Here is a 21,178-nt window from a genome sequence, read left to right on the forward strand (position 1 = left end):
GCGCGGCTTTAGGGGCTAATAGGGGGAGGGCGATGGCCAATCAGTATCCTCACACGCCAGATGGCCGCTATTTCGTTGCCAAGAATCGGCTTTGGCGTTGCACCGACCCGCGCCTCTCGGAAGGGGAGAAGCGCCTCCATATCAAAGCGCTGATGAAAGCGCGTCGGGCGGTACGCAGCGCTCAGCAACAGGAAGATGAACATGCGCTGCGCCAAGCGCGTCAAGCGGTACAAGCAGCGAAAGAAGCGTTAGGGGAGCGCGGGCCCGTATGGTGGGAAGATGGCGCGCCTGATGAGGGTGGCCTTGCGCCTCACAATAGCTCCTACGCCCAGTGGTGGGCGTCGCGCTCCTAACCCACGGTTGCTACCCTGAGCAGTGGAAGAGATAGATGTCTTCACTTAGGAGTAGTGACATATGGAGATGGTTTTTTTTAGCAGTTGGGAAAGTTTAGGTCGCACGCTGATCGTAGGCGTGCTTGCCTACGCGGTGCTGATCGTATTTTTACGCTTGTCAGGCAACCGTACGCTTTCCAAAATGAACGCCTTCGATCTGATTGTGACAGTGGCGTTGGGGTCGACGCTGGCCACGGTACTGTTGTCCAAAGACGTGGCGCTGGCCGAAGGGGCGCTGGCGTTGGGGTTACTGATTTCTCTACAGTTCATAATTACGTGGCTAAGCGTGCGCGTGAGCTGGGTCAAACGGGTAGTCACCGGTGAGCCGCTCTTACTGCTGTACGAGGGCGAGCTGTTGCTCGACGCGCTCTACAGGGCGAGGGTAACACGCGATGAAGTTCGCTCTGCCGTGCGCAGTAGCGGGTTAGCCAGCCTCGACGCTGCCCAGGCGGTCGTGCTGGAGACCGATGGCTCGCTGAGTGTGGTGAAGCGTAGTCGCCGAGCAGATGAGTCCAGTCTGGCTGGCGTGCGAGGGGCTAGGTGTGAAGGCTGGGAGCGATAGTCATCGTTCACGGCGAGCTTCGACGATGGTACGCTGCGCTCCCTCTTTCTATTACCGTGCAAGGGCAACCCGTGAACGTAAAAGCGGATCTTTCGATTTTGGACATCATCGGCCATTTGTTGATTTGGGTGGTATTGACCCTGATTACCTTTGGCATCGCGCTGTTTTTCTTTCCTTATTCGTTTGCTCGCTTCGTGATCAATCGCACCCGTGTGATCGATAACACGACGGGCATCGAGCGGAGAATGGTGTGCGATATCAATATTTTCAGTAATTTGGGGCATATCATTCTATGGATGGTGATCTCGTTTCTCACCTTGGGACTTGGTTATATTTTCTACTTTTACCGGGTGTGGAACTACGCCCTGAATAACGCTCGCCTGCAGTAATCTCTCCGGTTGTACTTCCCAACAGCGCCACGACACTCCCTCTGCCGAGCATCGGCAGGGGAGTGTGTGTCATTGACAACCCATGTACAACTCCCTATATTTGCGTGAATAAAAATTACTATCATTAATATTAATATTCGCTCCGGGATCTACATGATGAAAACCACACCTAGCTTTCGACTGCGGTCACTTGGCGTTGCGGTCGCCCTTGCGTCTGCTGCTTCGGTATCGGCAGCCAATGCACAAGACAATGCGTCTGATAGCGTCAATTTAGAAACAGTGGAAGTGACTGCAGACGCTGCAGGCCGCTTTGGTTATAGCGACGCCGAGCACGAACCTGGCGTAGGCAAGTTGGATGTTCCCCTGGCCGAGCAGCCTTACTCCATGTCCGTCATCGACCAGGAGTTCATTCAGGATAGCGGTGCTAAAAACATTCAGGATGCACTGCTTTATACTCCCGGCGTCTATGCGGGCAACTTTGGCTTCGACACCCGTGGCGACAGCCCCAAAGTGCGCGGGCTGGATGCCGGTCGCTATTTGGATGGCCTGCGTCAAGTATACGGTTCTTACAATACGGTTCGCACCAATGTATACGCTCTAGAAAGCGTAGAGGTGCTACGCGGTCCCTCTTCCATGCTGTACGGTCAAGCGGATCTGGGCGGTATCATCAACGGTGTCTCGAAGCTGCCGCAAGAGGAGCGCAGCGGTGAAATATGGGCCCAGTATGGCTCTTATGACCGCAAGCAGCTCGCAATGGACGTGACGGGGGCCGCTGATGAGGATGGTGAGTTTCTGTATCGGCTCGTCGCGTTGACCCGCGATAGCGATACCCAGGTCGATCACGTCGAAGATGATGGCTATTTGTTTGCGCCTTCATTTACCTGGCGCCCCAGCGATGACACCCATATCACGCTGCTGTTCAATCGTCAGGAGAACAAGGGGCAGGTGTCGGCACAGTTTCTTCCCCAAGTAGGCACCTTGGAACCAGGGTCACTCGGCTTCATTGGCTCGGAACGCTTCGTCGGAGAGCCTGGTTGGGATCGTTATGACCGCGAAAAAACCGAAACCACGCTGTTCGTCGATCATCAGCTCAACGATGACTGGGCGTTTGCCGCCACCGCGCGCTATACCGACTCCAGTACCGAGACCCGCGAGCACTGGGTCGACATTCCCAGTATTCCCGATGCGGATGGCAATGTCAGTCGCACCATTTTTACGGCGGATGCCCAAACGCGTATTCTCAATATGGATGCTCGTCTGGAAGGCTCGTTCGAACTCGGTAACACCCAGCACACGCTCATTGCGGGTGTCGACCGTCAGGACGCCCGCTGGTCGCAGGATAACTATAGTTCGGTGCCCGGTGGTGGTGGTCAGTTCAACGTCTACAACCCCCAATATGGCAACTTGCAGTTAGATTCATTGAACCCCACCGATCGTCCGGATAATGAAATCGAGCAGGTCGGCATCTACGTAGCCGACCATATCGAGGTAGGGCCGGTGGTGGTGTCTGCTGGCCTGCGTCGTGACTGGGCGGAGAACCGGACGCTGGCGCTGTCTGGGCCGGATACCGTCAGCGATGAGGGCGAAACCACGGGCCGCGTGGGGTTGATGTACCGTTTCGATAACGGTTTCTCGCCTTACGTGAGCTATTCGGAAGCGTTTGCCATGAACCTGGGTACCGACGGGACGGCCAATCCGAGTCCGTTGAAACCCACGACCGGTGACCAAGAAGAGGTTGGTTTCAAGTACGTCTCTCCTGATCAATCGTTGGCCATTAGCGCTGCCTATTTCGATATTACGCAGCAAAACCGTATTAGCGACGGCGTTACCCCCGGCGGTGTCGAACAGCTAGGTGCCGTGGTCGATGGCTGGGAACTACAGGTCAACAAGCGCTGGCAGCAGTTTGAGACCCAGGTGGCCTACACTAACTTGAACGCTAGCAACGATAGTACCGGCACGCGGTTACCCTACGTAGCCGAAGAGCAGGCTTCCTGGTGGAACCGCCTGTACGTTGGCAGTAACTGGCGTATTGGCGCTGGCGTGCGCTATGTCGGTGACAACGTCGGCTCTGGCGGTGCGCCGGTGGTGCCCTCTAGCACGCTATACGATGCAATGGTCGGTTACACTATGGGCGAGTGGGACTTCTCGGTGGACCTGAAAAATGCCACCGATGAAGAGTACGTCTCCTGGTGCCGTTATGACGGCGGCGACTGTGGCTACGGCGACCGCCGCAGCGTCACGGCCAACGTACGCTATCAGTTTTAAGGTAAACGATGCGTGACGCGCGTTGGCGAAACGTCACATACACAACGGGGCCTGCTCATCGCAGGCCCCGTTGTTTTTTGGAACTCGACGTGATGCCACGGTTAGTGTGGCCGCTTGATCAGCAGCTTCACTAAACGCCGCACGATAGGGGAGACTAGATTGATGACCGGCAGCGCGACGGCAAAGGCAAACAGCCACGCTTTGAGCCAAATCATCACGATTCCCTCGACGAGGCCCACGTTATACAACGTAATCACCAGCGACATGATGCATGACATGAATAGCGCCATCAGGCATGAAAATATCAGCTGGGCGTATTTCGGATCGAACATCGTGCGTTTCCTAAATACGCGAATCAACGCTTGTCTTCGGTTTTTTCAGTAAAATCGCTGGCGTCATGGCGCTCGTGAAGCTGCTCGCTGGGCTCGCCCCAGGTGCGGTTCACCATACGGCCTCGCTGTACTGCGGGGCGGGCATCTATCTCTTCCGTCCAGCGCAATACGTTGGTGTACGTATGCGCTTCTAGGAACTCGGCCGCCTCGTATACGCGGTTCTTAACCAGCGCGCCGTACCAAGGGTGAATTGCCATGTCGGCAATCGTGTATTCATCGCCCGCCATGAAGCGGTTGTCGGCCAAGTGACGATCCAGCACGTCTAGCTGACGTTTGACTTCCATGGTGTAGCGGTCGATCGGATATTGGTACTTCTCTGGTGCGTAGGCGTAGAAGTGTCCAAAGCCGCCGCCCAGCATCGGTGCGCTGCCCATTTGCCAGAACAGCCAAGAGAGACACTCGGTGCGCTTGGCGGGGTCTGTCGGCAGGAACTCTCCGTATTTCTCCGCGAGGTACAACAAGATGGCCCCTGATTCGAACACGCGCTGGGGTGGGGTCACGCTGTGATCCATCAGCGCCGGGATCTTCGAATTGGGATTCACCTCGACGAAGCCACTACCAAACTGATCGCCTTCGCCGATTTGAATCAGATGCGCATCGTATTCGGCGGCGGTGACGCCTTTTTCAAGCAGCTCTTCGAGCATGACCGTCACTTTGACGCCGTTAGGTGTCGCCAACGAATAGAGCTGTAGGGGGTGCTTACCAACGGGTAGCGGCTTTTCGTGGGTCGCGCCTGCCACCGGGCGGTTGATATTGGCAAACTTGCCGCCGTTGCCCGGCTCCCACTTCCAAACCCGCGGTGGCGTGTAGGTCGTATCGCTCATAATAGCCTCGCTGTTGAACAGGTGATAAGTGCAGTACCAATTGCCTAGCTTGCTAAGTTGTGTCTTTTTAATGGGGACGTAAAACCTGGGTACAAGGGTAGTTCGCGTGTTCGTCAAATAAAAATATACAGGGCGTATAGGGGGACTGACGGTAGGAGCTGTCTGGATGACCCGCAAGGGTAAAAGAAAGCGCAGAGCAGATGCAGTGTCGCCGCCTTGCCGATTGGCAAGGCGGCAAAGAGAGCGGCTTTACACCAGTGTCAGCGTGACATCGATGTTGCCACGAGTGGCATTGGAGTAGGGGCAAACGATATGCGCTTTATCGACCAGTGCCCGCGCAACGTCCTTCTCAAGACCCGGCAAGCTGATTTTTAGCTCTACTTCGATCCCAAACCCCGTGGGGATAGCGCCAATGCCTACGCTACCATCGATCTGAGTATCTGTGGGCAGTTTGACTTTTTCTTGGCTGGCCACGTGCTTCAGCGCGCCTAGAAAGCAAGCGGAGTAGCCTGCCGCAAACAGCTGCTCTGGGTTGGTGCCGTCGCCACCTGCGCCACCCAGCTCTTTGGGGGTGCTCAGTTTGACATCCAGCGCGCCATCGGAGGACTTGGCATGGCCTTCACGGCCACCCTTGGCGTGAGCATGTGCACGATAAGCAATCGTTTCAATCGACATAGACGTCTCCTTTTTTGGTCGTTAAGTGGGTCATGCTGGGATAATGATCTGTTTTAATTTAGTCCAGCTTTGTTTTGCGCGCAATATAATTGAGCGGAAAAACGTTTCCCATTGAAAAAGCGGGTCGTCATTTTGCTTTTTGCAAACTCTCACGCAGCTGTACTAAGTCCTCTTTGAGCTGCGTCAGGGCCTCGACCGATTTCTCACTGGCATTCACTACGCAGCTAGGGATGTGGCGAGCCTGTTCGCGCAGCGCCCGGCCTTTGTCGGTGAGAAAGAGCTCGACGACGCGCTCATCTTGCACGCTGCGCTGGCGGCGCAGTAGCTGGTCCGCCTCCAAGCGTTTGAGCAGTGGAGTGAGTGAGCCAGGGTCCGTCAGCAGTCGCTTACTCAGCGCGCCAACGGTAATGCCATCTTCTTGCCATAGCACGAGCATGGCGAGGTATTGCGGGTAGGTCAGCCCTAGCTCTTTCAAAAGTGGTTTATAGATTTTGGTCATCGTCAACGACGTTGAATAGAGGGCGAAACAGAGCTGGTGATCGAGCTCAAGTTCGCTGCAAGGGTCTAACGCAGGCATGTGGACTCCCAGACGAAATGCATAGTGGGTAATGTAGCGCGCCAAACGATGAGTGGCTATCCCTAGACGTTGGTCGTAAGTGAGCAGTTTTGTTTTGACACCCCGCCAAGCGATCGCTAGCCTTCGCTTATTGAATGTTACCGGTAACAAAAAAGGCGTAACCCGTCGATTAGCCGCAGCATTCATATTGACGCGTTATTCGATAAAGCGAATGAAGACGCGGCTCGCTCGGGTGGCAGATAAACGCTCAGCATCTCAGTACACCACTGCTCAACATTTAACAACAATGAATGTTTGGAGATAACGTCATGACAGCGATTTGGCGCAGCACGCTTACTCTGGTAGGCGCAACGACTCTGACCTTTGGTATGGCTCATGCCCAAAGTCCCGAGCTTTCCGATCCGCCCGCCATCGAAGGGGATATCGTCGCCGACCACGGTAGCCACACGCTTCGTATGGGTATTGGTTTGTCGGAAACGTCCCCGCAGTTTCTCTCTAGCCAATACTTTGGCGAGATTCTAGAGCAGCGCACCGAAGGCCGTATCACGGTCAACGTGTTCCCCAACAGCCAGTTGGGCGACGATGTTCAGATGATGGAAATGCTGCAGACCGGCACGCTAGACATGACCTATCCCTCCAGCTCAGCCACCACTGGCTACGTTGAAGAGCTGTCTGCTTTTGATCTGCCGTTCCTGCTGCCCAGCCGTGAAGCCGCCATTGCCGTCATGCAGAGTGACGTAGCGCAGGAAATGCTGGATAAGTTCGAGGGTACCGGCCTGAAAGCATTGACGTTCTCTGAGAATGGCTACCGTCAGCTCTCCAACAGCGCGCGTCCGGTCGAATCGCCGGAAGACGTCGCCGGTTTGGACGTTCGCGGTTTGAGCGTGCGCACCATGCAGAATCCGGTGCACTTGGCGATTTGGGAAGCATTAGGTGCTAACCCCACGCCGATGGCGTTTGGCGAGCTGTTCTCTGCCCTAGAGCAGGGCGTGGTCGATGGCCAGGAAAATCCCTGGAGCACCATCCTGACATCCAACTTCAACGAAGTTCAGGATTACGGCACCGAAACTCGTCACGTTTATACACCGTTCATCATGATGTTGTCCGAGCGTACCTGGGACCGTATGGCACCCGAGTACCAAGAGCTGGTGCTTGAAGCCGCGCGTCAATCCGCCGAGTACGAAATTCAGCTCTCTGCTGAGTATGACGACTGGTCCCGTGAGCAGTTAGAAGCCCGCGGTATGCAAATCACTCGCCTGAGCGATGAGCAACTGGCCGCGTTCCAAGACGCCGTGCAGCCCGTTTATGAAGAGTGGGCACCGCGCATTGGCGAAGATCTGATCGCTGAAATTCAACAGATCGTTGAAGATGCCAGCAACTAATACGCACCATTAAGCGCGCCATCGGGCAGGCCATTGTGCCTGCCCGACTTGTCAGTGCCCTTGGAGTTCTTATGACATCCTCCTCAACACCTCCCAACGCTGATCCCTCTTTGGCAGCGCCCATCATGGAAGATCCTTCGGTTTACCTGGACGATCCCAATCGCAAGCTGCTGGAAATCGATACCGACACGCGCCAGGGCCCTGCGCTGTTTCGCTGGTTAACGCTGGGTATGGAATATCTGATTGGCATGATCTTGGTGGCGTTGATCGTCGCGGTGTCGAGCAACGTGGTGGGCCGCTCGCTGTTCAACCACTCGCTCCCCTGGGTCGATGAGCTGGCGCGCATGCTGTTCATTTGGCTGGTCTTCATTGGTGCGGCGGCCGCGTTCGCCCGCTATGAACATATTGCTGTGGATGCGCTGGTGCGGCGTCTGCCGCTGCGCTTCGCACACATGCTCTACTGCCTGCAGCACCTGATCATTACGGGTTTGATGCTAGTGATGGTGTTTGGTGGTTATCAAGTCTTGTCACGCTCCAGCGGTCGCTCGGCCATCATGGGCGTGCCGCTCAGCCTTGTGAGTCTTTCCCTCGTGCTATGCGTTGCCTTCATTGCCGCCGTGTCACTGTGGCGGGTATGGATGAGCATACGCGTGATCGTTCAACCACACGACCCATCGACCAAAGCGCAAGGGGAGTAATCGACATGCTGTGGATTTTTCTGGCTATTTTATTGGTCTCGATCATCATCGGCTTACCTATCGCTTTTGGTTTGGGAGTCGCGGCGCTGGTGATGGCCGTCCTATCGGATATTCCGCTCTCCATCCTGATCGAGCAGTCCATCCGTGGGGTGAATAGCTTCCCGCTACTGGCCATTCCGTTCTTTATTTTGGTCGGCGAGGTCATGAGTAACGGCGGCATCGCGCGCCGTTTGATGGAGTTAGCCGGTGCGCTGGTCGGCTTCATGCGCGGTGGCTTGGGGCAAGTGGCCATCACTGGCTCGATGTTCTTTGGCGGCATCAGCGGCTCGGCAGTGGCCGATACAGCGGCCACTGGCTCGATGATGATTCCCTCGATGAAGCAGCAGGGCTACACCGCTGCCAACGCCACGGCGATCAATACCGTTTCATCGGTGATCGGGATCATCATTCCTCCTTCCATTCCACTGATTCTGTACGGCATCGTAACGGAAACGTCCATTAGCCGCCTGTTCATCTCCGGTATCGTTCCGGGGTTACTCATCGGTGCGGCCTTGATGGTCACCACCTTCATTCTGGCCAGCAAGCAGGGTGGCGGGGTGCGGCAATTTCGCTGGGACGTGCTCTGGAAAGCCTTCAAAGACGCTTGGCTGGCCCTGGTGCTACCGGTCATCGTGATTGGCGGCATCATTGGCGGTGTGTTTACGGCCACCGAAGCGGCGGTCGCTGCACTGCTTTACTCGCTGGCAATTTCGCTGCTGGTGTATCGTGAGTTCAAACTCTCAGAACTGGTCGGCATGCTGATTCGTACCGCCAGGCTCTCCGGTATGGTGATGATGCTGTTGGCCTTTGCCACCGTGATTGCCTGGTTCTTGACCATCAATATGGTCCCGCAAACCCTGGTACGTCAGGTACAGGCGATTACTGAAGAGCCTTTTTTGCTGCTGCTGATCGTGGCGGCCCTGCTTCTGATCGTCGGTTTCGTGATGGATCTGACCCCGGCCATGGTCATCATGGCGCCGATGCTGGCACCTATCGTCACCTCGGTGGGTGTGGATGCCGCTTACTTTGGCGTGCTCATGGCCTTCATTCTGGGAATTGGGCTACTCACGCCGCCGGTGGGCACCTGTCTTTACGTGGGCTGTGGCGTGGGTAAAGTCTCCATGGAGTCTTTGGTCAAGGCCATGTTGCCTTACTATGCCGCGCTGCTTGTGGTGCTGGTGCTGCTCATCGCCTTTCCAAGCATCGTGACTTGGTTGCCCGACCTCACCGCCGTGCGCGGTAACTGATAGGAGCCGCGTGTGACGACTGATTCAAATCATAACGGCTCATATCGCATTCTCGTCATGGGGGTTTCTGGATCGGGAAAATCGCATATTGGTCAGCAGTTGGCTGCGACGCTAGGTGCCACCTTCATCGATGGCGATGATCATCACTCGCCCGCTAACGTGGCCAAAATGGCCAGCGGCACACCGCTAAACGACGATGACCGCCGCGACTGGTTGGCAACTCTGGCCATGCTGTTTGCTGAGTTCAAAGCGCGAGGCGAATCGGTGGTGATTGCCTGCTCTGGTCTCAAGCGGCGCTACCGCGACCGCTTGCGAAAAGGGGATAGCGAACTGCGAATTTTGTACCTGGAAGGCACCCACGAGCTACTGCGGAAGCGCTTGGAAACCCGAGCCGGGCACTTTTTCAAAGGCGATAACATGTTGGCCAGCCAATTGGCCGACTTGGAGCCGCCCCAGGTAGACGAAGCCGTGACGCTCCCCATCAGCTTAACGCCTGCGGTGATCGTGGAACGTTTTAGCGCTACGCTCGCGCCCACGCCGCGCCGCTCATTAGGCTAAAGGAAGGGATAGGCGGCGGGCCCTGCTATTCGCTATGGTAGGGTTCGAGCGCCATCCATTGTACAAGGCAGCGACGCCATTGAAGAAAAAACGCCCTACATTACAAGATATTGCTGATCGCGTTGGTGCCACCAAGATGACCGTTAGCCGCTGTTTACGCGACCCGGAAACGGTATCGGAAGGGCTTCGAGAGCGCATCTTCGGCATCGCCGAGCAGCTTGGTTATATACCCAATCGTGCCCCGGATCTGCTCTCCCGCGCGACCAGTCACTCGATAGGCGTACTGGTCCCCTCGTTGACCAACCAAGTATTTGCCGACGTCATCGTGGGGATCGAAGCCCATACCGAACCGGCAGGCTATCACTTGATGCTCTCCCACTACGGCTATAGTCAGGAGCTCGAGGAGCGCAGCCTTGCCTCGCTACTGTCGTATAACGTAGATGGGGTGATTCTCTCTGACCATGATCACACGCCGCGCAGTCTACGCATGCTGGAAACGGCGGGTATTCCCATCGTCGAGATCATGGATACCCACCGCCCGCCCCTGCAGCAGGCAGTAGGCTACGACAATGTACGCGCCGCTTACGACATGGTCAGCGAGATGATTCGCCGCGGTCGTCGTCAGGTGATCTACCTCGCCGTTCGGCTCGATGAGCGTACCCGGCAACGGGAGCAGGGGTATCGCCAAGCCATGGAAGAGCAGGGGCTCACGCCGGTGACCCTGCAGAGCAGCCAGCGCTCCTCCTATACCGTCGGGGCCGCGCTGATGCAGGAAATTCAGCGCGACTACCCAGAAGCAGACGGCATTTTTTGTACCAACGACGACGTAGCCGTAGGGGCTTATTTCGAGTGTCGGCGTCAGGGCGTCGACGTGCCCGCAAGGATGGCGATTGCCGGCTTTCATGGGCACGACGTGGGCCAAGCGATGTCACCCCGCTTGGCCAGCGTCGTGACGCCCCGCCAAGCCATCGGTGAGGCGGCCGCCCAAGCGTTGTTGGCGCGCATTCGTGGTGAGACGTTGGCGCAGAGAGTCGTGGATTTGGGATACCGCATCGAAGCAGGCGACACGCTATAGCGGCGCGACCAAAAATCGTTTGGCGGTGCATCAGAACCTCGTTAGGCTAACGGTTCATTTTGCCATGCCCTAGGCGTACGAGGCCGCTGTGAACATTACCCAATTGACGGTTTATCCAGTGAAATCCCTTCGGGGGATCGATGTGACCCAGAGCGAGATTCATGCCCACGGCCTCGCTTGGGATCGCCGTTGGATGCTGGTGGATGCCCAGCAACGCTTCGTCACCCAGCGCCAGCTACCTGCGCTGGCCACGATCACCGTGGCGTTGACCTCCGATGCCCTGGTGCTCTCTCACCCCACCGTCGAGCCGATTTCCATTTCACTGGAAGAGCCCAAGGGCAACTTGCGGCTGGTATCGGTGTGGAGTGATCACTGCAAAGCGCTGCCGGAGAGCGAGGCGGTGTCCGAGTGGCTAGAGGCGGCATTGGGTGAGTCGGCCAAGGGTGTGAGTCTGGTGCGTTTCGCCACTACCTTTACACGGGCGGTGGAAGACGATTTTCTGGCCGGTGGCGAGGCGCACACCTACTTTGCCGATGGTTATCCCTTTTTGATCACCACTACCGGTTCGCTGGATGCGTTGAACAACGCGCTGGTGGCGGGCGGCAATACACCGGTGCCCATGAATCGGTTTCGGCCCAATATCGTGGTGGATTGCGACGAGGCCTGGCAAGAGGATGGTTGGGCGACGATCGAGAACGGCAGCTATCAGCTCACCCTGCGTAAACCCTGCCAGCGCTGCAAAATCACCACCGTCGACCAGCAGACCGGCACGATTCCTACTCAAGCCGAGCCACTGAAAACGCTGCTGGCACTGAATACCCAACCCCACTTGAAGGGCGCGCACTTTGGCCAAAACGCCACGTTGACGGCGGGGGAAGGTAGCGTCATTCGTGTGGGGGAGGCGGTCTCCGTAACGCCCCGCTAGGCCTAAAACGTAGCATTTTCGTGGCAATGGCAGTGCCCAGTAGGGTAATCACCATCCCCGCAATGACCTGTAGACTCAGCGTTTCATCCAGTAGCCAATAGCCCCACAGCAGGGCGCTAACGGGGACTAAGAAGGTGACCGTCGAGGCTGCCGTTGCGCCCGCGCTTGCCAGTAAACCAAAGTAGAGCAAGAACGCCAGTGTCGTGCTGAGCATGGCCAACGCCAGCGCGTTGCCCCACGCCAAGGGGCTGATGGGGTCGCTTGGCCACAGCAGCACGCCGGGAATCAGTAGCACCAGGGCCGACATGGCACTGCTGCCCGCGGCAAGCACCCGCGTAGGCAAATGGCCCAGGCGCGTTTTGGAATAGTTGCCCGCGATGCCGTAGCAGAACGTGGCGCCGAGGATCGCGATGATGAACCAGCCGTCGCCGCCGAGTGCGAAGTCCAGTCTGTCTGCCGAGAGCACGTACACCCCCAACAGCGCGAGCGCCAATCCCAAGTACTGCTGGCGTTGCACAGGGGTCGCAAAGAAGGCGGCGCCCAGCAGGGCAGTGAAAATGGGGGTCGTTGCATTGATCAGCGAGGTAAAGCCTGCCTCTAGCCGAGTAGTGGCCAGGGCCAGTAGCGAAAAAGGCAGCACGTGGTTGACTACCCCGAGCAGCAGCAGCGGCCCCTTATGCTGCCAAATCAGACGCACGTAGTGCAGGCTCAGCAGCAGCGGCAGTAGCAGCAGAGCGCCAATGCCCATTCGTACCAACACCAGCGGTATCGGGCCGAACTCGGGCGCCGCGACGCGCATAAAGATGAACGACAATCCCCATAACGAAGAGAGCAGTAGCAAGCGCAGCGTATCGGCCGATGACATGGAGTGTCCTTACCGTGGTATGTCGGTCTTTTTAAAGAGATGAACAGCTTAACGACAAAGCCACCGCCAGCGAATCCTTTTTATTGTCCGCAGTGAAGCGCCAGCAGTTTTATCGTCGGGGTTTAGAGGTTTCGACAGCCACATAGAATCGCTGCTAAGAATCAGCTACGCTGAATGAGCACCGAACGTAACCCTGCGTTCATCCTGCGAGAAGCACACTACCCTAGGAAAGGAGAACAGAATGGATAGTAAAGCAAGCGCACATTGGGAAGGTGGTTTGAAAGATGGCCAAGGCAAAGTCGCCACGGAAAGCGGCGTACTGGATGCAGGTTACTCCTTCAAACAGCGTTTCGAAGGCGAGCCCGGCACCAACCCAGAAGAGTTGATCGGCGCCGCACATGCCAGCTGTTTCTCGATGGCCCTATCGATGATCCTGGGTGAGAAAGGCTACACCGCCGACGCCATCGATACCCAGGCAAAAGTCACGCTGTCGCAAAGCGATGCCGGTTTCGATATCTCCAGCATTCACCTGGACGTGGAAGCCAGCGTGAGCGGTGCCGACGACGCTGCTTTTCAGGAGGCCGCCGAAACCGCCAAGGCCAACTGCCCAGTATCTAAAGTCCTCAAGGCCGATATCACGATGTCTGCCAAGTTGAAAGGCTAATATCTGGCGCTGCCTTAGGGCAGCGCTTGGCAGCGTGTTGTATACCGTTGTTGCCACTCACATACGAGAAGGGCCTTGCCGAATGGCAAGGCCCTTTTTGCGAGCAATGGCTGCTATGTACTCGTTAAAGTACCGCTTAGCTCTGTGTGTCGCGCATCTCGTTAGCGTTGTCTTCGCTATTGTTCATCTCGGTGTCGCGCTCGGTGCGAAGATCATCGTTGCGCTCGTACTCCTGGGCTTCCTGAAGGGCTTCTTCAGAGGCGTTGACGGAGATGACGTACTCTTCGTTATCTTCGCCCTTCGTCAGTTCCAGGGAGTCCCATTCGATGGCGACGTTCTTTTCGCCCATCCCTAGAAAACCGCCGACACCAACGACCACGGCGTTGATTTTGCCGTCTTCATCGATGATCAAATCGTTGATGGTACCAATGTCTTCGTCGTTTTCGACACGGCTGCGCACTTGGTTACCCGTAAGCGAGTCAGAGTGAAAAGTGTTGTCTGGGGCATGGGTCAGGTAAGACGCTTCCATACCATTGCCGCCCTCATTGGCCTGAGCGATGCCTGCCGTAGCCATCAGCGCGGGAAGGATGAGGGTAGTCAGAAAGGTCGGTTTCATGGTGATTGCTCCTTGCGTGGTGATGAAGAGGTCTCACTGTGCGTGGCACCTCTTTGTCCGAAGTTGCCCTGCACCTCGCTGTGCAAGGACACTTCTCAAGGTAGGTGCTGAGACGTTCTTTGCAATCGCTGTGTCAAACTCTTAATCAATATCAATAAAATGCTAGATAAAGGTTAAACGGCTGCGACAGTCTGGCGAATTGACCCGCTGCCTGTGGCTGTGCATATTCATTTTCATCGTCATCAAGATCGCCGTAGAGCGATAGCGACATAGAGAGAGATTTTCCAATGACCCTGACAGACCCTTCATGGCTGTTTCAGCCATTGAAACAGCGCTTGGCTGGCGGTGTTGTGGCATTAGGCGCTTGGCTGATGACAGCCAGCGCGATCGCCAACGATACTGAGCTGCCGAAAGGCCATTTTTTACTGCCCGAGTCGGGCAATATGGTGGGCGAAGTGTATACCGTCACTGCGAGTGAAGAGGACACGCTGCTGGATATTGCCCGAGCGCATAACGTGGGCTACGAAGAGATCCGCATGGCTAACCCGGACGTGAGTCTGTGGGTGCCTGGCGAAGGCACCGAGGTCACCATTCCGGGGCAGTTCATCCTTCCTGACGAGCCTCGCACTGGTATCGTGATCAACGTTGCCGAGCTGCGCATGTACTACTACCCCGAGGCCGAAGATGGCCATGCTCCCCGTGTCGAAACCTATCCCATCGGCATTGGCCGCGATGCCTACAATACGCCGTTGGGTATCACCGAAACCACCATGCGCTTGGAAAATCCGGCATGGTACCCGCCTGAGTCGATCCGCCGCGAGGCCGCCGAGCGTGGTGACCCGCCGCCTGCGGTCGTACCGCCTGGACCGGATAACCCGCTGGGTCAATATGCCATTTTGTTGGATATTCCCGGTTATCTGATTCATGGCACCAATCAACCTGACGGGATTGGTATGCGCGCCAGCCGCGGCTGTATTCGCATGCACCCCGAGGATATCGAGTCAGTCTTCTGGCGTGTGCCGGTGGGCACCCAAGTGAACATCATCGATGCGCCGATCAAGTTGGGATGGGACGTCGGAGGCGACGCCTACATTCAGGCGTTCACGGCGACCGATGAGCAGGCGTTTGGTATGGAGACGCTATTGAATGTAGTGAGCCTGATCGAAGCGCATGAAGGTGAAGGTCGCGCGAACTACGAGCAGGTGAGCCGCGTCTTGGAAGACGCCAACGGCCAGATCGTGCCACTTAGCTAACCAACGATCAGTCGACATCAGGCGGCAACGCGGGGACCAACGAGAGCGCTACCGCCTGACGCACTAAGGCAGCCACGTTGGCTGCCCCCATCGCTTTCATGGCACGCAGCCGATAGACCTCGACGGTTTTGGCGCTGATGCCCATGTGATCGGCGATTTCACGGCTGGTCATGCCCTCTGCAACATGCTGCACGATGCGCTGCTCTTTGGGGCGCAGGGCGTCGAACTCTGTTTGTAATCGTGCCAGTGCCTGGGTCTGTTGACGCTGCTGTTCGGTATGGCTGAGCGCTTGCTGCACTACATCGATGAGCTGCTGATGATTGAAGGGCTTCTCGATAAAGTCGAATGCGCCGTTCTTCAATGCTGCCACCGCCATGGGAACGTCGCCGTGACCGGTCATCATGATGAGGGGCAGGCGGCTGCCCTGGTCAACGAGCTGTTGTTGCACCTGAAGACCACTCATACCCGGCATGCGCACGTCCAGCAGTAGCGCGCCAAAGGCTTCGTGCCCCGTGGTTAAAAAGGCGTCACCGCTGGCGAAAGCGCGGGGGGTGAGCCCTACCGATTCCAATAGCCACACCAGCGATTCCCGAAGCGCGTCGTCGTCATCGACCACCGCGATGGCGCTAGCCTTAGGCGAAGAGGCAGTCGTAGGCGCGTTAGCCGAGGGCATCAAACGTCGGTCTCCGTGCGTAGAAATACGTCAAAACAGGCACCTTTAGCGCTGTCGGCACGCAAAGCAAGCGCGCCCCCCATACTTTCCACCAGTGTACGGCTAATGGCTAGCCCCATGCCAAGCCCTTCATCACGGGTGGTAAAAAAAGCGTCAAAAATCATGGGCTGATGCCTCGGGTCGACCCCCGGCCCTTCGTCCTCCACGCTTAGCATGATTTGTCGCTGGCCGCTTCGCCGTGCGCTGACGCGCACTGTTTTGGCATCAACCACTCGACGGCTGGCAGTCAGCGCATTCAGCAATAAATTGACGATGACCTGTTCCAAGGCAATCGCGTCGCCGTAGATCCGCGGCAGCACAGCGGGAAGCTCTACCGTTAGACCCACCGCTGCCTGTTGGTACTGCCAGTCGCAGAGCCCGCAGGCGGCCGTCACTACGTCAGCCAACACCAGTGGGCGTACTTGATGGCTACGCTTTCGGACGAAGCTGCGCAGATGCCGCAGCCGCTGAGCGAGGCGCTGTACCTGCTCGTCGATGCGCTCTAGAGGTAGTTGAAGCTCGCTGGCGAGGGGCGTGGGTTGCTGCTGGCACTTTAGCAACGCGCCGCTGGTATAGTTGGCAATCGCGCCGAGAGGCTGGTTCAATTCGTGGGCGATATTGGAGGCCAGTTCCCCCGCCGCGGCCAGTCGGTTGGCGTGAGCAATCTGCTCCTGATGGCGTCGCGCCTGGGCGTCAGCGGCTTTGCGGGCGCTGATATCACGATTCACCAAGGCGTAGTGGCCGGGTGTGGCCCCCCGGCTGCGATGGGCCAGTACCACGCTGAGCACCGGCACGCTGCCGTTCTCGGTGCACATCTCCAATTCCCCGCTCCAGGAGCCGTAGCGTTCGACGGCTGGAAACACCACCTCGATGAGCAAGCGCAGCGACTCGGCTTGATACAGCGCGCTTAGCGCCGTAGGCGACGCCGCGGGTAGGGCAAAGCAGCGGCGGGCGGCTTCGTTGGCACTGAATACTTGCTGGTCCGGCCCTAAAAACAGCACGTAGTCAGTAGTGGATTCGACGACTTGGGCCAAGCGCTCGCGGGTGGCTTCTGCTTCGATACGTCGGCCGACGTCGCGGGAGACGCACAAAATATCGATCAGCTCACCGGTGTGAGTGTCTCGCCGGGTACGGCTGGTGGTTTCGAACCATACGTAGTGGCCTGCCTTGGCACGAAACCGATAGGTTTGCTGATAGAAGCCATCGTGATAGTACACCCGCGGCGACTTGTTGAGCAGGTCGCTCAAATCTGCTGGGTGAAACAGCTGATACGCAGAGACGCCGATAAGTTCATCCGGCTCATAGCCTAGCAGCTCCCGAGCGGCTTGGGACGCGTACAGAAACGTGCCGTCTCGGGCGTGGCGTGAAATGAGATCCGTCGTACTCTCGGCCAGCCACTGATAGTGGCACTTCTCCTCTTCGAGTGCGGCGTTGCGAGCTTCCAGGGTCGCCACTTTTGCCGCTAGGATAGCCTCTCTTTCAGCACTCACGGGCTCGTCTCGCTCATCGTTTAGCGGGCAGGGTCTAACACGCCACCCATGGAGGCGTTGCGACGGAACCAACCTGCAATGCTGGCGCGGGGCTGGCGGGTGGGGAGCACTTCATGGGGAATGGTTTCCGATAAAAAGCAGGCAAAGGTGCCAGCTTCGGGTACTACCCGGGCCACTTCCAGAGTGGGGTCATCGGGGTGGTAAATCACCATTTCGCCACCGCCGTCGCTCGGCCAGTTGGGGTTCAAGTAGCCGACGGTGGAAATCACTCGGTTGGCCCGCCCGCGAAAGCTGTCCAGGTGGCGCTGGTAGAAGGCACCGGCAGGGTAGTGGGCAAAGTGGGCTTCGTACTCGAACAGACCCAAAAACAGCGCTTGATTCAGCGACTGCTGCAGCTCTGCCATGGCATCCAGATAGCGGCGCTGGGCGTCGCTTTCGCGATCGAGCCAGTGGATGGCGTCGCCGCGGATGTCTTTACGCAGGTGGTGCTGTTGGCCTCGCCCAATGCCCGCCTCATCCAGCGCGTCACGCTCGGCCAAGAGATGGATTTCCCGGTGCAGTGATTGGCAAAGCGCTGGGTCGATCACGCCTTTACCGACGTACCAACCCTGTTCCACCAGTGCGTCTACGAGCGCCAAGTGGGCCTGGGGCGTGAGGGCTGGCGTATCCATGTCAGGCGTTGCAATCATTTCGTTGATCTCGTAGCGGGGTCGCGCTTGGTCGTAGCCGAGCGACGGCTAGTGGGGGTACGGCGTTCAGGGTAGTGGCGTAGGGCGCCGGGCGGGCGCTGATAAAGGTCAATCTCCATTCCAAAACCCTCGGCCAACAGCTCCACCAACATCATGGCAGATAATCCCCAAATGACGTGACCATCGACGTGATAGCTGGGCACATAGTGCGCGACGCCATCGACGGTGATCACATCGGTATGGGTGCGCTGGTCGTCTAAAAAGTGGCTGAGCGGGACCTCGAAGATGGCGTCCAGCTCGCCAGGGTCGGCGACCAGCGGCAGGTCTGGCGGAATCAGACCGACCCAAGGCGTCACGCGAATGCCGTGAAGCGAAATCACATCCGACAGTCGCCCGAGCGGTTGCACTTGGCCAGGCGCCAGCGCAATCTCTTCTTCTGCTTCTCTCAAGGCGGTGGCGTATAGGTCGGCATCGTCCGGTTCGCGTTTGCCGCCTGGAAAAGCGACCTGACCTCGGTGGGTCGTCAAGTGGCTGGCCCGGCGTGTGAACAGCAGGGTAGGAGCAGGACGCTCGACGATGGGCATGAGCACGGCCGCCTCCGGCAGCGCTATGTGGTCTAGCCGTTGAGGGGTATGCTGTTGCAGCCGTTTGCGCAGTTTCTCTAACATAGGCGTCTCTTTACTTTGCTCTCTTTTACCCAGCCACGGTGATCATCGTCAAGCACGTTGATGCCCCGACCCACCAGCCGTAGAGAAAACGCGATGAACTTTTGTAGTCAGTGTGGTGAGAAAGTCCGGTTTGCCGTTCCCGAAGGCGACGATCGCCCCCGCTACCTGTGCGACGGCTGTGGCACGATCCACTATCAGAACCCACGCATCGTGGCGGGTACGCTGCCGATCAGTGGCTCCAAAGTACTGCTTTGCAAGCGGGCGATATCGCCTCGAAAAGGGTACTGGACGCTACCGGCGGGGTACATGGAAAACGCCGAAACTACCCAACAGGCCGCCATGCGAGAAACCTGGGAGGAGGCGTTTGCCGAGGTCGCCCTTGGGGACCTATACACGCTGATCGACCTGCCGCATATCAACCAAGTCTATATGATTTTTCGTGCCGACTTGGTGGGGAGCTTCGACGCAGGGCCGGAGAGCCTCGAAGTGGCGCTCTTCGAGGAGCACGAGATTCCCTGGGACGCGCTGGCGTTTCCCACCATCGAGCGGACGCTGCGTCACTATTATGCTGACCGTGAAAGCGCCATATTTCCGCTGCATATCAGTAAGATCACGCCCGAGGATCGCGAGCGCTACTTCGGCAGCGCCTAGATCGTTCGCTTCGCGCATTCGTCTAGTCCATGCGCTTACAGGTCGGCGAGCTGCCACACATCGTAGGCCACTTCTTCATAGGGGTGAGCCAGCTTGAGCGCAGCAATGGCGGCGCGGATATGCTCGTCGTCGCACACCATCTCGATTTTGAACTCGTCGACCGTTTCCAGCGTGCCGACCTGTCCAATATGCGGTTCGGCGCCCGCCATCGGTCGAAACTGACCGGTGCCGCGGGAGTGAAAGCAGACATGCTCGTAGTCGCCAATGCGACCGGCACCCGCCTCGAAGACGGCGCGTTTGACGCTATCGGCATTTTCAATGGGAACGAAAAACGCAAGTTTATACATGGCCACCTCTGTGCATCGGGAATAAGACGTCGCTGCCCATGTTAGCGGATCGGACACTACTGGTCTTGGCGAAGGCTTTGTATGATGAGGTTTTTTTAACGACAAGGCGGCGAGCCCAGTCATGGATAAGTTCGAAGTAAAACTGGATCAGGCGGCGAGAGCTGCCTGGATGTCCTATGTCGGTGGCATGACCCAGGACGAGATTGCCAGCCAACTTGGCGTCTCACGCCCCGGTGTTCAGCGTTTACTGGCCCTGGCGCGCCAAGAGGGGTTGGTGAAAGTGCATATCGACCACCCCATCTCGACCTGTATGGCGCTCGGCAGCACGCTGCGTGAGCGTTTTCAACTGACCTACTGCGACGTGGTGCCAGCAGACACCCAGGCCCCTGAGAGTGCGGCCTACTACTTGGCCGTAGCAGGGGCAGAGCGCATTGCCCGTCTGGTGGAGCGCAGCGAGCCGTTAACGCTGTCGCTGGGAACTGGACGTTCGGTGCGCGCCGCGGTGGAAGCGTTGAGCCGCGTGGAGCGGCCGCAGCATCGTTTTGTCTCACTGGTGGGCAACGTGGCGCGTGATGGTTCCGCCAACCGCTACGACGCCGTGATGGTGCTGGCGGATAAAACCGGCGGAGAGCGTTTTTTGCTTCCCGCTCCGGTCGTCGCGGCGTCACTGGCGGAAAAAGAGGCCATGCTCTCGCAGCGTTTGTTCAAAGCGATTGCCGACGTGGCGCGGGAGTCGGAAGCCGCCTTTATCGGTATTGGGCGCATCGATCGTCGAGCCACGCTGTTTCAAGATCACTTCATCAGTGAAACCGAGCTGGATGAGCTACTGGGCCGAGAGGCCGTGGGGGAGCTGTTGGGTTGGCCGCTGAACCGCCGTGGCGAGGTGGTGGACTGCTCGATCACCCGGCGCGTGACTAGCCTGCCGCTTGAACGCTTTGGCAAACATCTGATGGTAGGCATTGCCGGTGGCCGGGATAAAGCCCCCGCCATTTTAGCCGCGCTGCGCGGCGGCTGGTTGAAAGGGTTGGTCACCGATGAGATTGCCGCCCGACACATCGTGGAGGCAATGGAGTGAAGCGCGACTTCGCGCCTGCAACATGCAAACGATTGAATGCATTAGCGTAAAGTCTAACGCGGCAGGCTTTGCTTTTTTTTGGTCTGCATACGATCATTTGTTCGGTTGATGATCAATAAGATCAAGGCAACAACAATGCCAATATTTG

Annotated in this window: 25 protein-coding genes; 14 read left to right on the top strand and 11 right to left on the bottom strand. The window is 57.6% G+C overall.

The annotated features are described in order from the left end of the window. The first annotated feature begins 32 nt into the window (after positions 1–32). The 4 genes from GYM47_RS04835 to GYM47_RS04850 all read left to right on the top strand — a co-directional run bounded on the left by GYM47_RS04835 (position 33) and on the right by GYM47_RS04850 (position 3,608). Complete coding sequence (locus tag GYM47_RS04835) at positions 33–353, top strand: hypothetical protein (RefSeq protein WP_153842290.1); 321 nt, start codon at positions 33–35, stop codon at positions 351–353. Positions 354–414: 61 nt separating this feature from the next. After that, positions 415–954: a DUF421 domain-containing protein gene (locus GYM47_RS04840; RefSeq protein ID WP_139525336.1), complete on the top strand. Its 540-nt coding sequence runs from the start codon at positions 415–417 to the stop codon at positions 952–954. 71 nt (positions 955–1,025) lie between these two features. Beyond that, the gene (locus GYM47_RS04845; RefSeq protein WP_153842291.1) at positions 1,026–1,343 is read left to right on the top strand and encodes a DUF6693 family protein; all 318 of its coding nucleotides are present in this window, start codon (positions 1,026–1,028) and stop codon (positions 1,341–1,343) included. Between the two features lie 153 nt (positions 1,344–1,496). Continuing rightward, positions 1,497–3,608, top strand: coding sequence for a TonB-dependent siderophore receptor (locus tag GYM47_RS04850; protein ID WP_231128599.1), 2,112 nt, complete (start codon positions 1,497–1,499; stop codon positions 3,606–3,608). A gap of 101 nt (positions 3,609–3,709) precedes the next feature. Here the strand turns inward: GYM47_RS04850 and GYM47_RS04855 are convergent, their stop codons facing one another. From GYM47_RS04855 to GYM47_RS04870, 4 genes are all read right to left on the bottom strand, one after another. Continuing rightward, positions 3,710–3,940 (bottom strand): DUF2798 domain-containing protein, encoded by a 231-nt coding sequence (locus GYM47_RS04855; protein ID WP_139525338.1) that lies wholly within the window; start codon positions 3,938–3,940, stop codon positions 3,710–3,712. A gap of 23 nt (positions 3,941–3,963) precedes the next feature. Further along, positions 3,964–4,824 carry a glutathione-dependent disulfide-bond oxidoreductase gene (gene yghU, locus GYM47_RS04860; protein ID WP_139525339.1) on the bottom strand — a complete coding sequence of 287 codons (861 nt, stop codon included), beginning with the start codon at positions 4,822–4,824 and terminating at the stop codon, positions 3,964–3,966. Between the two features lie 249 nt (positions 4,825–5,073). Next, positions 5,074–5,499 carry an organic hydroperoxide resistance protein gene (locus GYM47_RS04865; protein ID WP_153842292.1) on the bottom strand — a complete coding sequence of 142 codons (426 nt, stop codon included), beginning with the start codon at positions 5,497–5,499 and terminating at the stop codon, positions 5,074–5,076. Between the two features lie 127 nt (positions 5,500–5,626). Then, complete coding sequence (locus tag GYM47_RS04870) at positions 5,627–6,076, bottom strand: MarR family winged helix-turn-helix transcriptional regulator (protein ID WP_139525341.1); 450 nt, start codon at positions 6,074–6,076, stop codon at positions 5,627–5,629. Between the two features lie 308 nt (positions 6,077–6,384). Here GYM47_RS04870 and GYM47_RS04875 point away from each other — a divergent pair, with 308 nt between their 5' ends. From GYM47_RS04875 to GYM47_RS04900, 6 genes are all read left to right on the top strand, one after another. After that, positions 6,385–7,458: a TRAP transporter substrate-binding protein gene (locus tag GYM47_RS04875; RefSeq protein WP_153842293.1), complete on the top strand. Its 1,074-nt coding sequence runs from the start codon at positions 6,385–6,387 to the stop codon at positions 7,456–7,458. Positions 7,459–7,529: 71 nt separating this feature from the next. Next, on the top strand, positions 7,530–8,156 hold the full coding sequence (locus GYM47_RS04880) for a TRAP transporter small permease (protein WP_139525343.1): 627 nt from the start codon (positions 7,530–7,532) through the stop codon (positions 8,154–8,156). A gap of 5 nt (positions 8,157–8,161) precedes the next feature. After that, complete coding sequence (locus GYM47_RS04885) at positions 8,162–9,442, top strand: TRAP transporter large permease (RefSeq protein WP_139525344.1); 1,281 nt, start codon at positions 8,162–8,164, stop codon at positions 9,440–9,442. 57 nt (positions 9,443–9,499) lie between these two features. Next, positions 9,500–10,000, top strand: coding sequence for a gluconokinase (locus GYM47_RS04890; protein ID WP_153842461.1), 501 nt, complete (start codon positions 9,500–9,502; stop codon positions 9,998–10,000). A gap of 79 nt (positions 10,001–10,079) precedes the next feature. Beyond that, the gene (gene gntR / locus GYM47_RS04895) at positions 10,080–11,075 is read left to right on the top strand and encodes a gluconate operon transcriptional repressor GntR (protein WP_153842294.1); all 996 of its coding nucleotides are present in this window, start codon (positions 10,080–10,082) and stop codon (positions 11,073–11,075) included. An 88-nt stretch (positions 11,076–11,163) separates the two neighbouring features. After that, the gene (locus tag GYM47_RS04900) at positions 11,164–12,000 is read left to right on the top strand and encodes an MOSC domain-containing protein (RefSeq protein WP_153842295.1); all 837 of its coding nucleotides are present in this window, start codon (positions 11,164–11,166) and stop codon (positions 11,998–12,000) included. Here the strand turns inward: GYM47_RS04900 and GYM47_RS04905 are convergent. Further along, positions 11,960–12,865 (bottom strand): DMT family transporter, encoded by a 906-nt coding sequence (locus tag GYM47_RS04905; protein WP_139525347.1) that lies wholly within the window; start codon positions 12,863–12,865, stop codon positions 11,960–11,962. The genes GYM47_RS04900 and GYM47_RS04905 overlap by 41 nt on opposite strands. Positions 12,866–13,106: 241 nt before the next feature. Here GYM47_RS04905 and GYM47_RS04910 point away from each other — a divergent pair, with 241 nt between their 5' ends. Next, a complete protein-coding gene (locus tag GYM47_RS04910) occupies positions 13,107–13,529 on the top strand; it encodes an OsmC family protein (RefSeq protein ID WP_044627904.1) in 423 nt (140 codons plus the stop codon). A 136-nt stretch (positions 13,530–13,665) separates the two neighbouring features. Here GYM47_RS04910 and GYM47_RS04915 read toward each other — a convergent pair whose 3' ends face one another. Continuing rightward, a complete protein-coding gene (locus GYM47_RS04915) occupies positions 13,666–14,145 on the bottom strand; it encodes a PRC-barrel domain-containing protein (protein WP_153842296.1) in 480 nt (159 codons plus the stop codon). A 287-nt stretch (positions 14,146–14,432) separates the two neighbouring features. Here GYM47_RS04915 and GYM47_RS04920 point away from each other — a divergent pair, with 287 nt between their 5' ends. Continuing rightward, on the top strand, positions 14,433–15,398 hold the full coding sequence (locus tag GYM47_RS04920; protein WP_139525349.1) for a L,D-transpeptidase family protein: 966 nt from the start codon (positions 14,433–14,435) through the stop codon (positions 15,396–15,398). A 7-nt stretch (positions 15,399–15,405) separates the two neighbouring features. Here GYM47_RS04920 and GYM47_RS04925 read toward each other — a convergent pair whose 3' ends face one another. Genes GYM47_RS04925 through GYM47_RS04940 form a run of 4 tightly spaced genes read right to left on the bottom strand, consistent with a single transcriptional unit; the run spans position 15,406 to position 18,957 of the window. Then, a complete protein-coding gene (locus GYM47_RS04925; RefSeq protein ID WP_153842297.1) occupies positions 15,406–16,071 on the bottom strand; it encodes a response regulator transcription factor in 666 nt (221 codons plus the stop codon). Beyond that, entirely contained in the window at positions 16,071–17,600 is a 1,530-nt protein-coding gene (locus GYM47_RS04930; RefSeq protein ID WP_153842298.1) for an ATP-binding protein, read from the bottom strand. Before GYM47_RS04930 ends, GYM47_RS04925 begins: the two co-directional genes overlap by 1 nt. Positions 17,601–17,620: 20 nt before the next feature. Next, entirely contained in the window at positions 17,621–18,289 is a 669-nt protein-coding gene (locus tag GYM47_RS04935) for a 2OG-Fe(II) oxygenase (protein WP_153842299.1), read from the bottom strand. Then, positions 18,286–18,957 carry a CoA pyrophosphatase gene (locus tag GYM47_RS04940; RefSeq protein ID WP_153842300.1) on the bottom strand — a complete coding sequence of 224 codons (672 nt, stop codon included), beginning with the start codon at positions 18,955–18,957 and terminating at the stop codon, positions 18,286–18,288. Before GYM47_RS04940 ends, GYM47_RS04935 begins: the two co-directional genes overlap by 4 nt. Before the next feature lie 93 nt (positions 18,958–19,050). Here GYM47_RS04940 and GYM47_RS04945 point away from each other — a divergent pair, with 93 nt between their 5' ends. Continuing rightward, positions 19,051–19,608, top strand: a complete 558-nt coding sequence (locus tag GYM47_RS04945; protein WP_153842301.1) for an NUDIX hydrolase — start codon at positions 19,051–19,053, stop codon at positions 19,606–19,608. Between the two features lie 35 nt (positions 19,609–19,643). On the opposite strand, the gene GYM47_RS04950 is transcribed toward GYM47_RS04945, so the two are convergent. Then, positions 19,644–19,955, bottom strand: a complete 312-nt coding sequence (locus GYM47_RS04950) for a YqfO family protein (protein WP_153842302.1) — start codon at positions 19,953–19,955, stop codon at positions 19,644–19,646. 121 nt (positions 19,956–20,076) lie between these two features. Here GYM47_RS04950 and GYM47_RS04955 point away from each other — a divergent pair, with 121 nt between their 5' ends. Beyond that, positions 20,077–21,030, top strand: coding sequence for a sugar-binding transcriptional regulator (locus GYM47_RS04955; RefSeq protein WP_139525356.1), 954 nt, complete (start codon positions 20,077–20,079; stop codon positions 21,028–21,030). Positions 21,031–21,178: the final 148 nt, after the last annotated feature.

The organism is Vreelandella piezotolerans (genome assembly GCF_012427705.1).
Classification (GTDB): Bacteria; Pseudomonadota; Gammaproteobacteria; order Pseudomonadales; family Halomonadaceae; genus Vreelandella; species Vreelandella piezotolerans.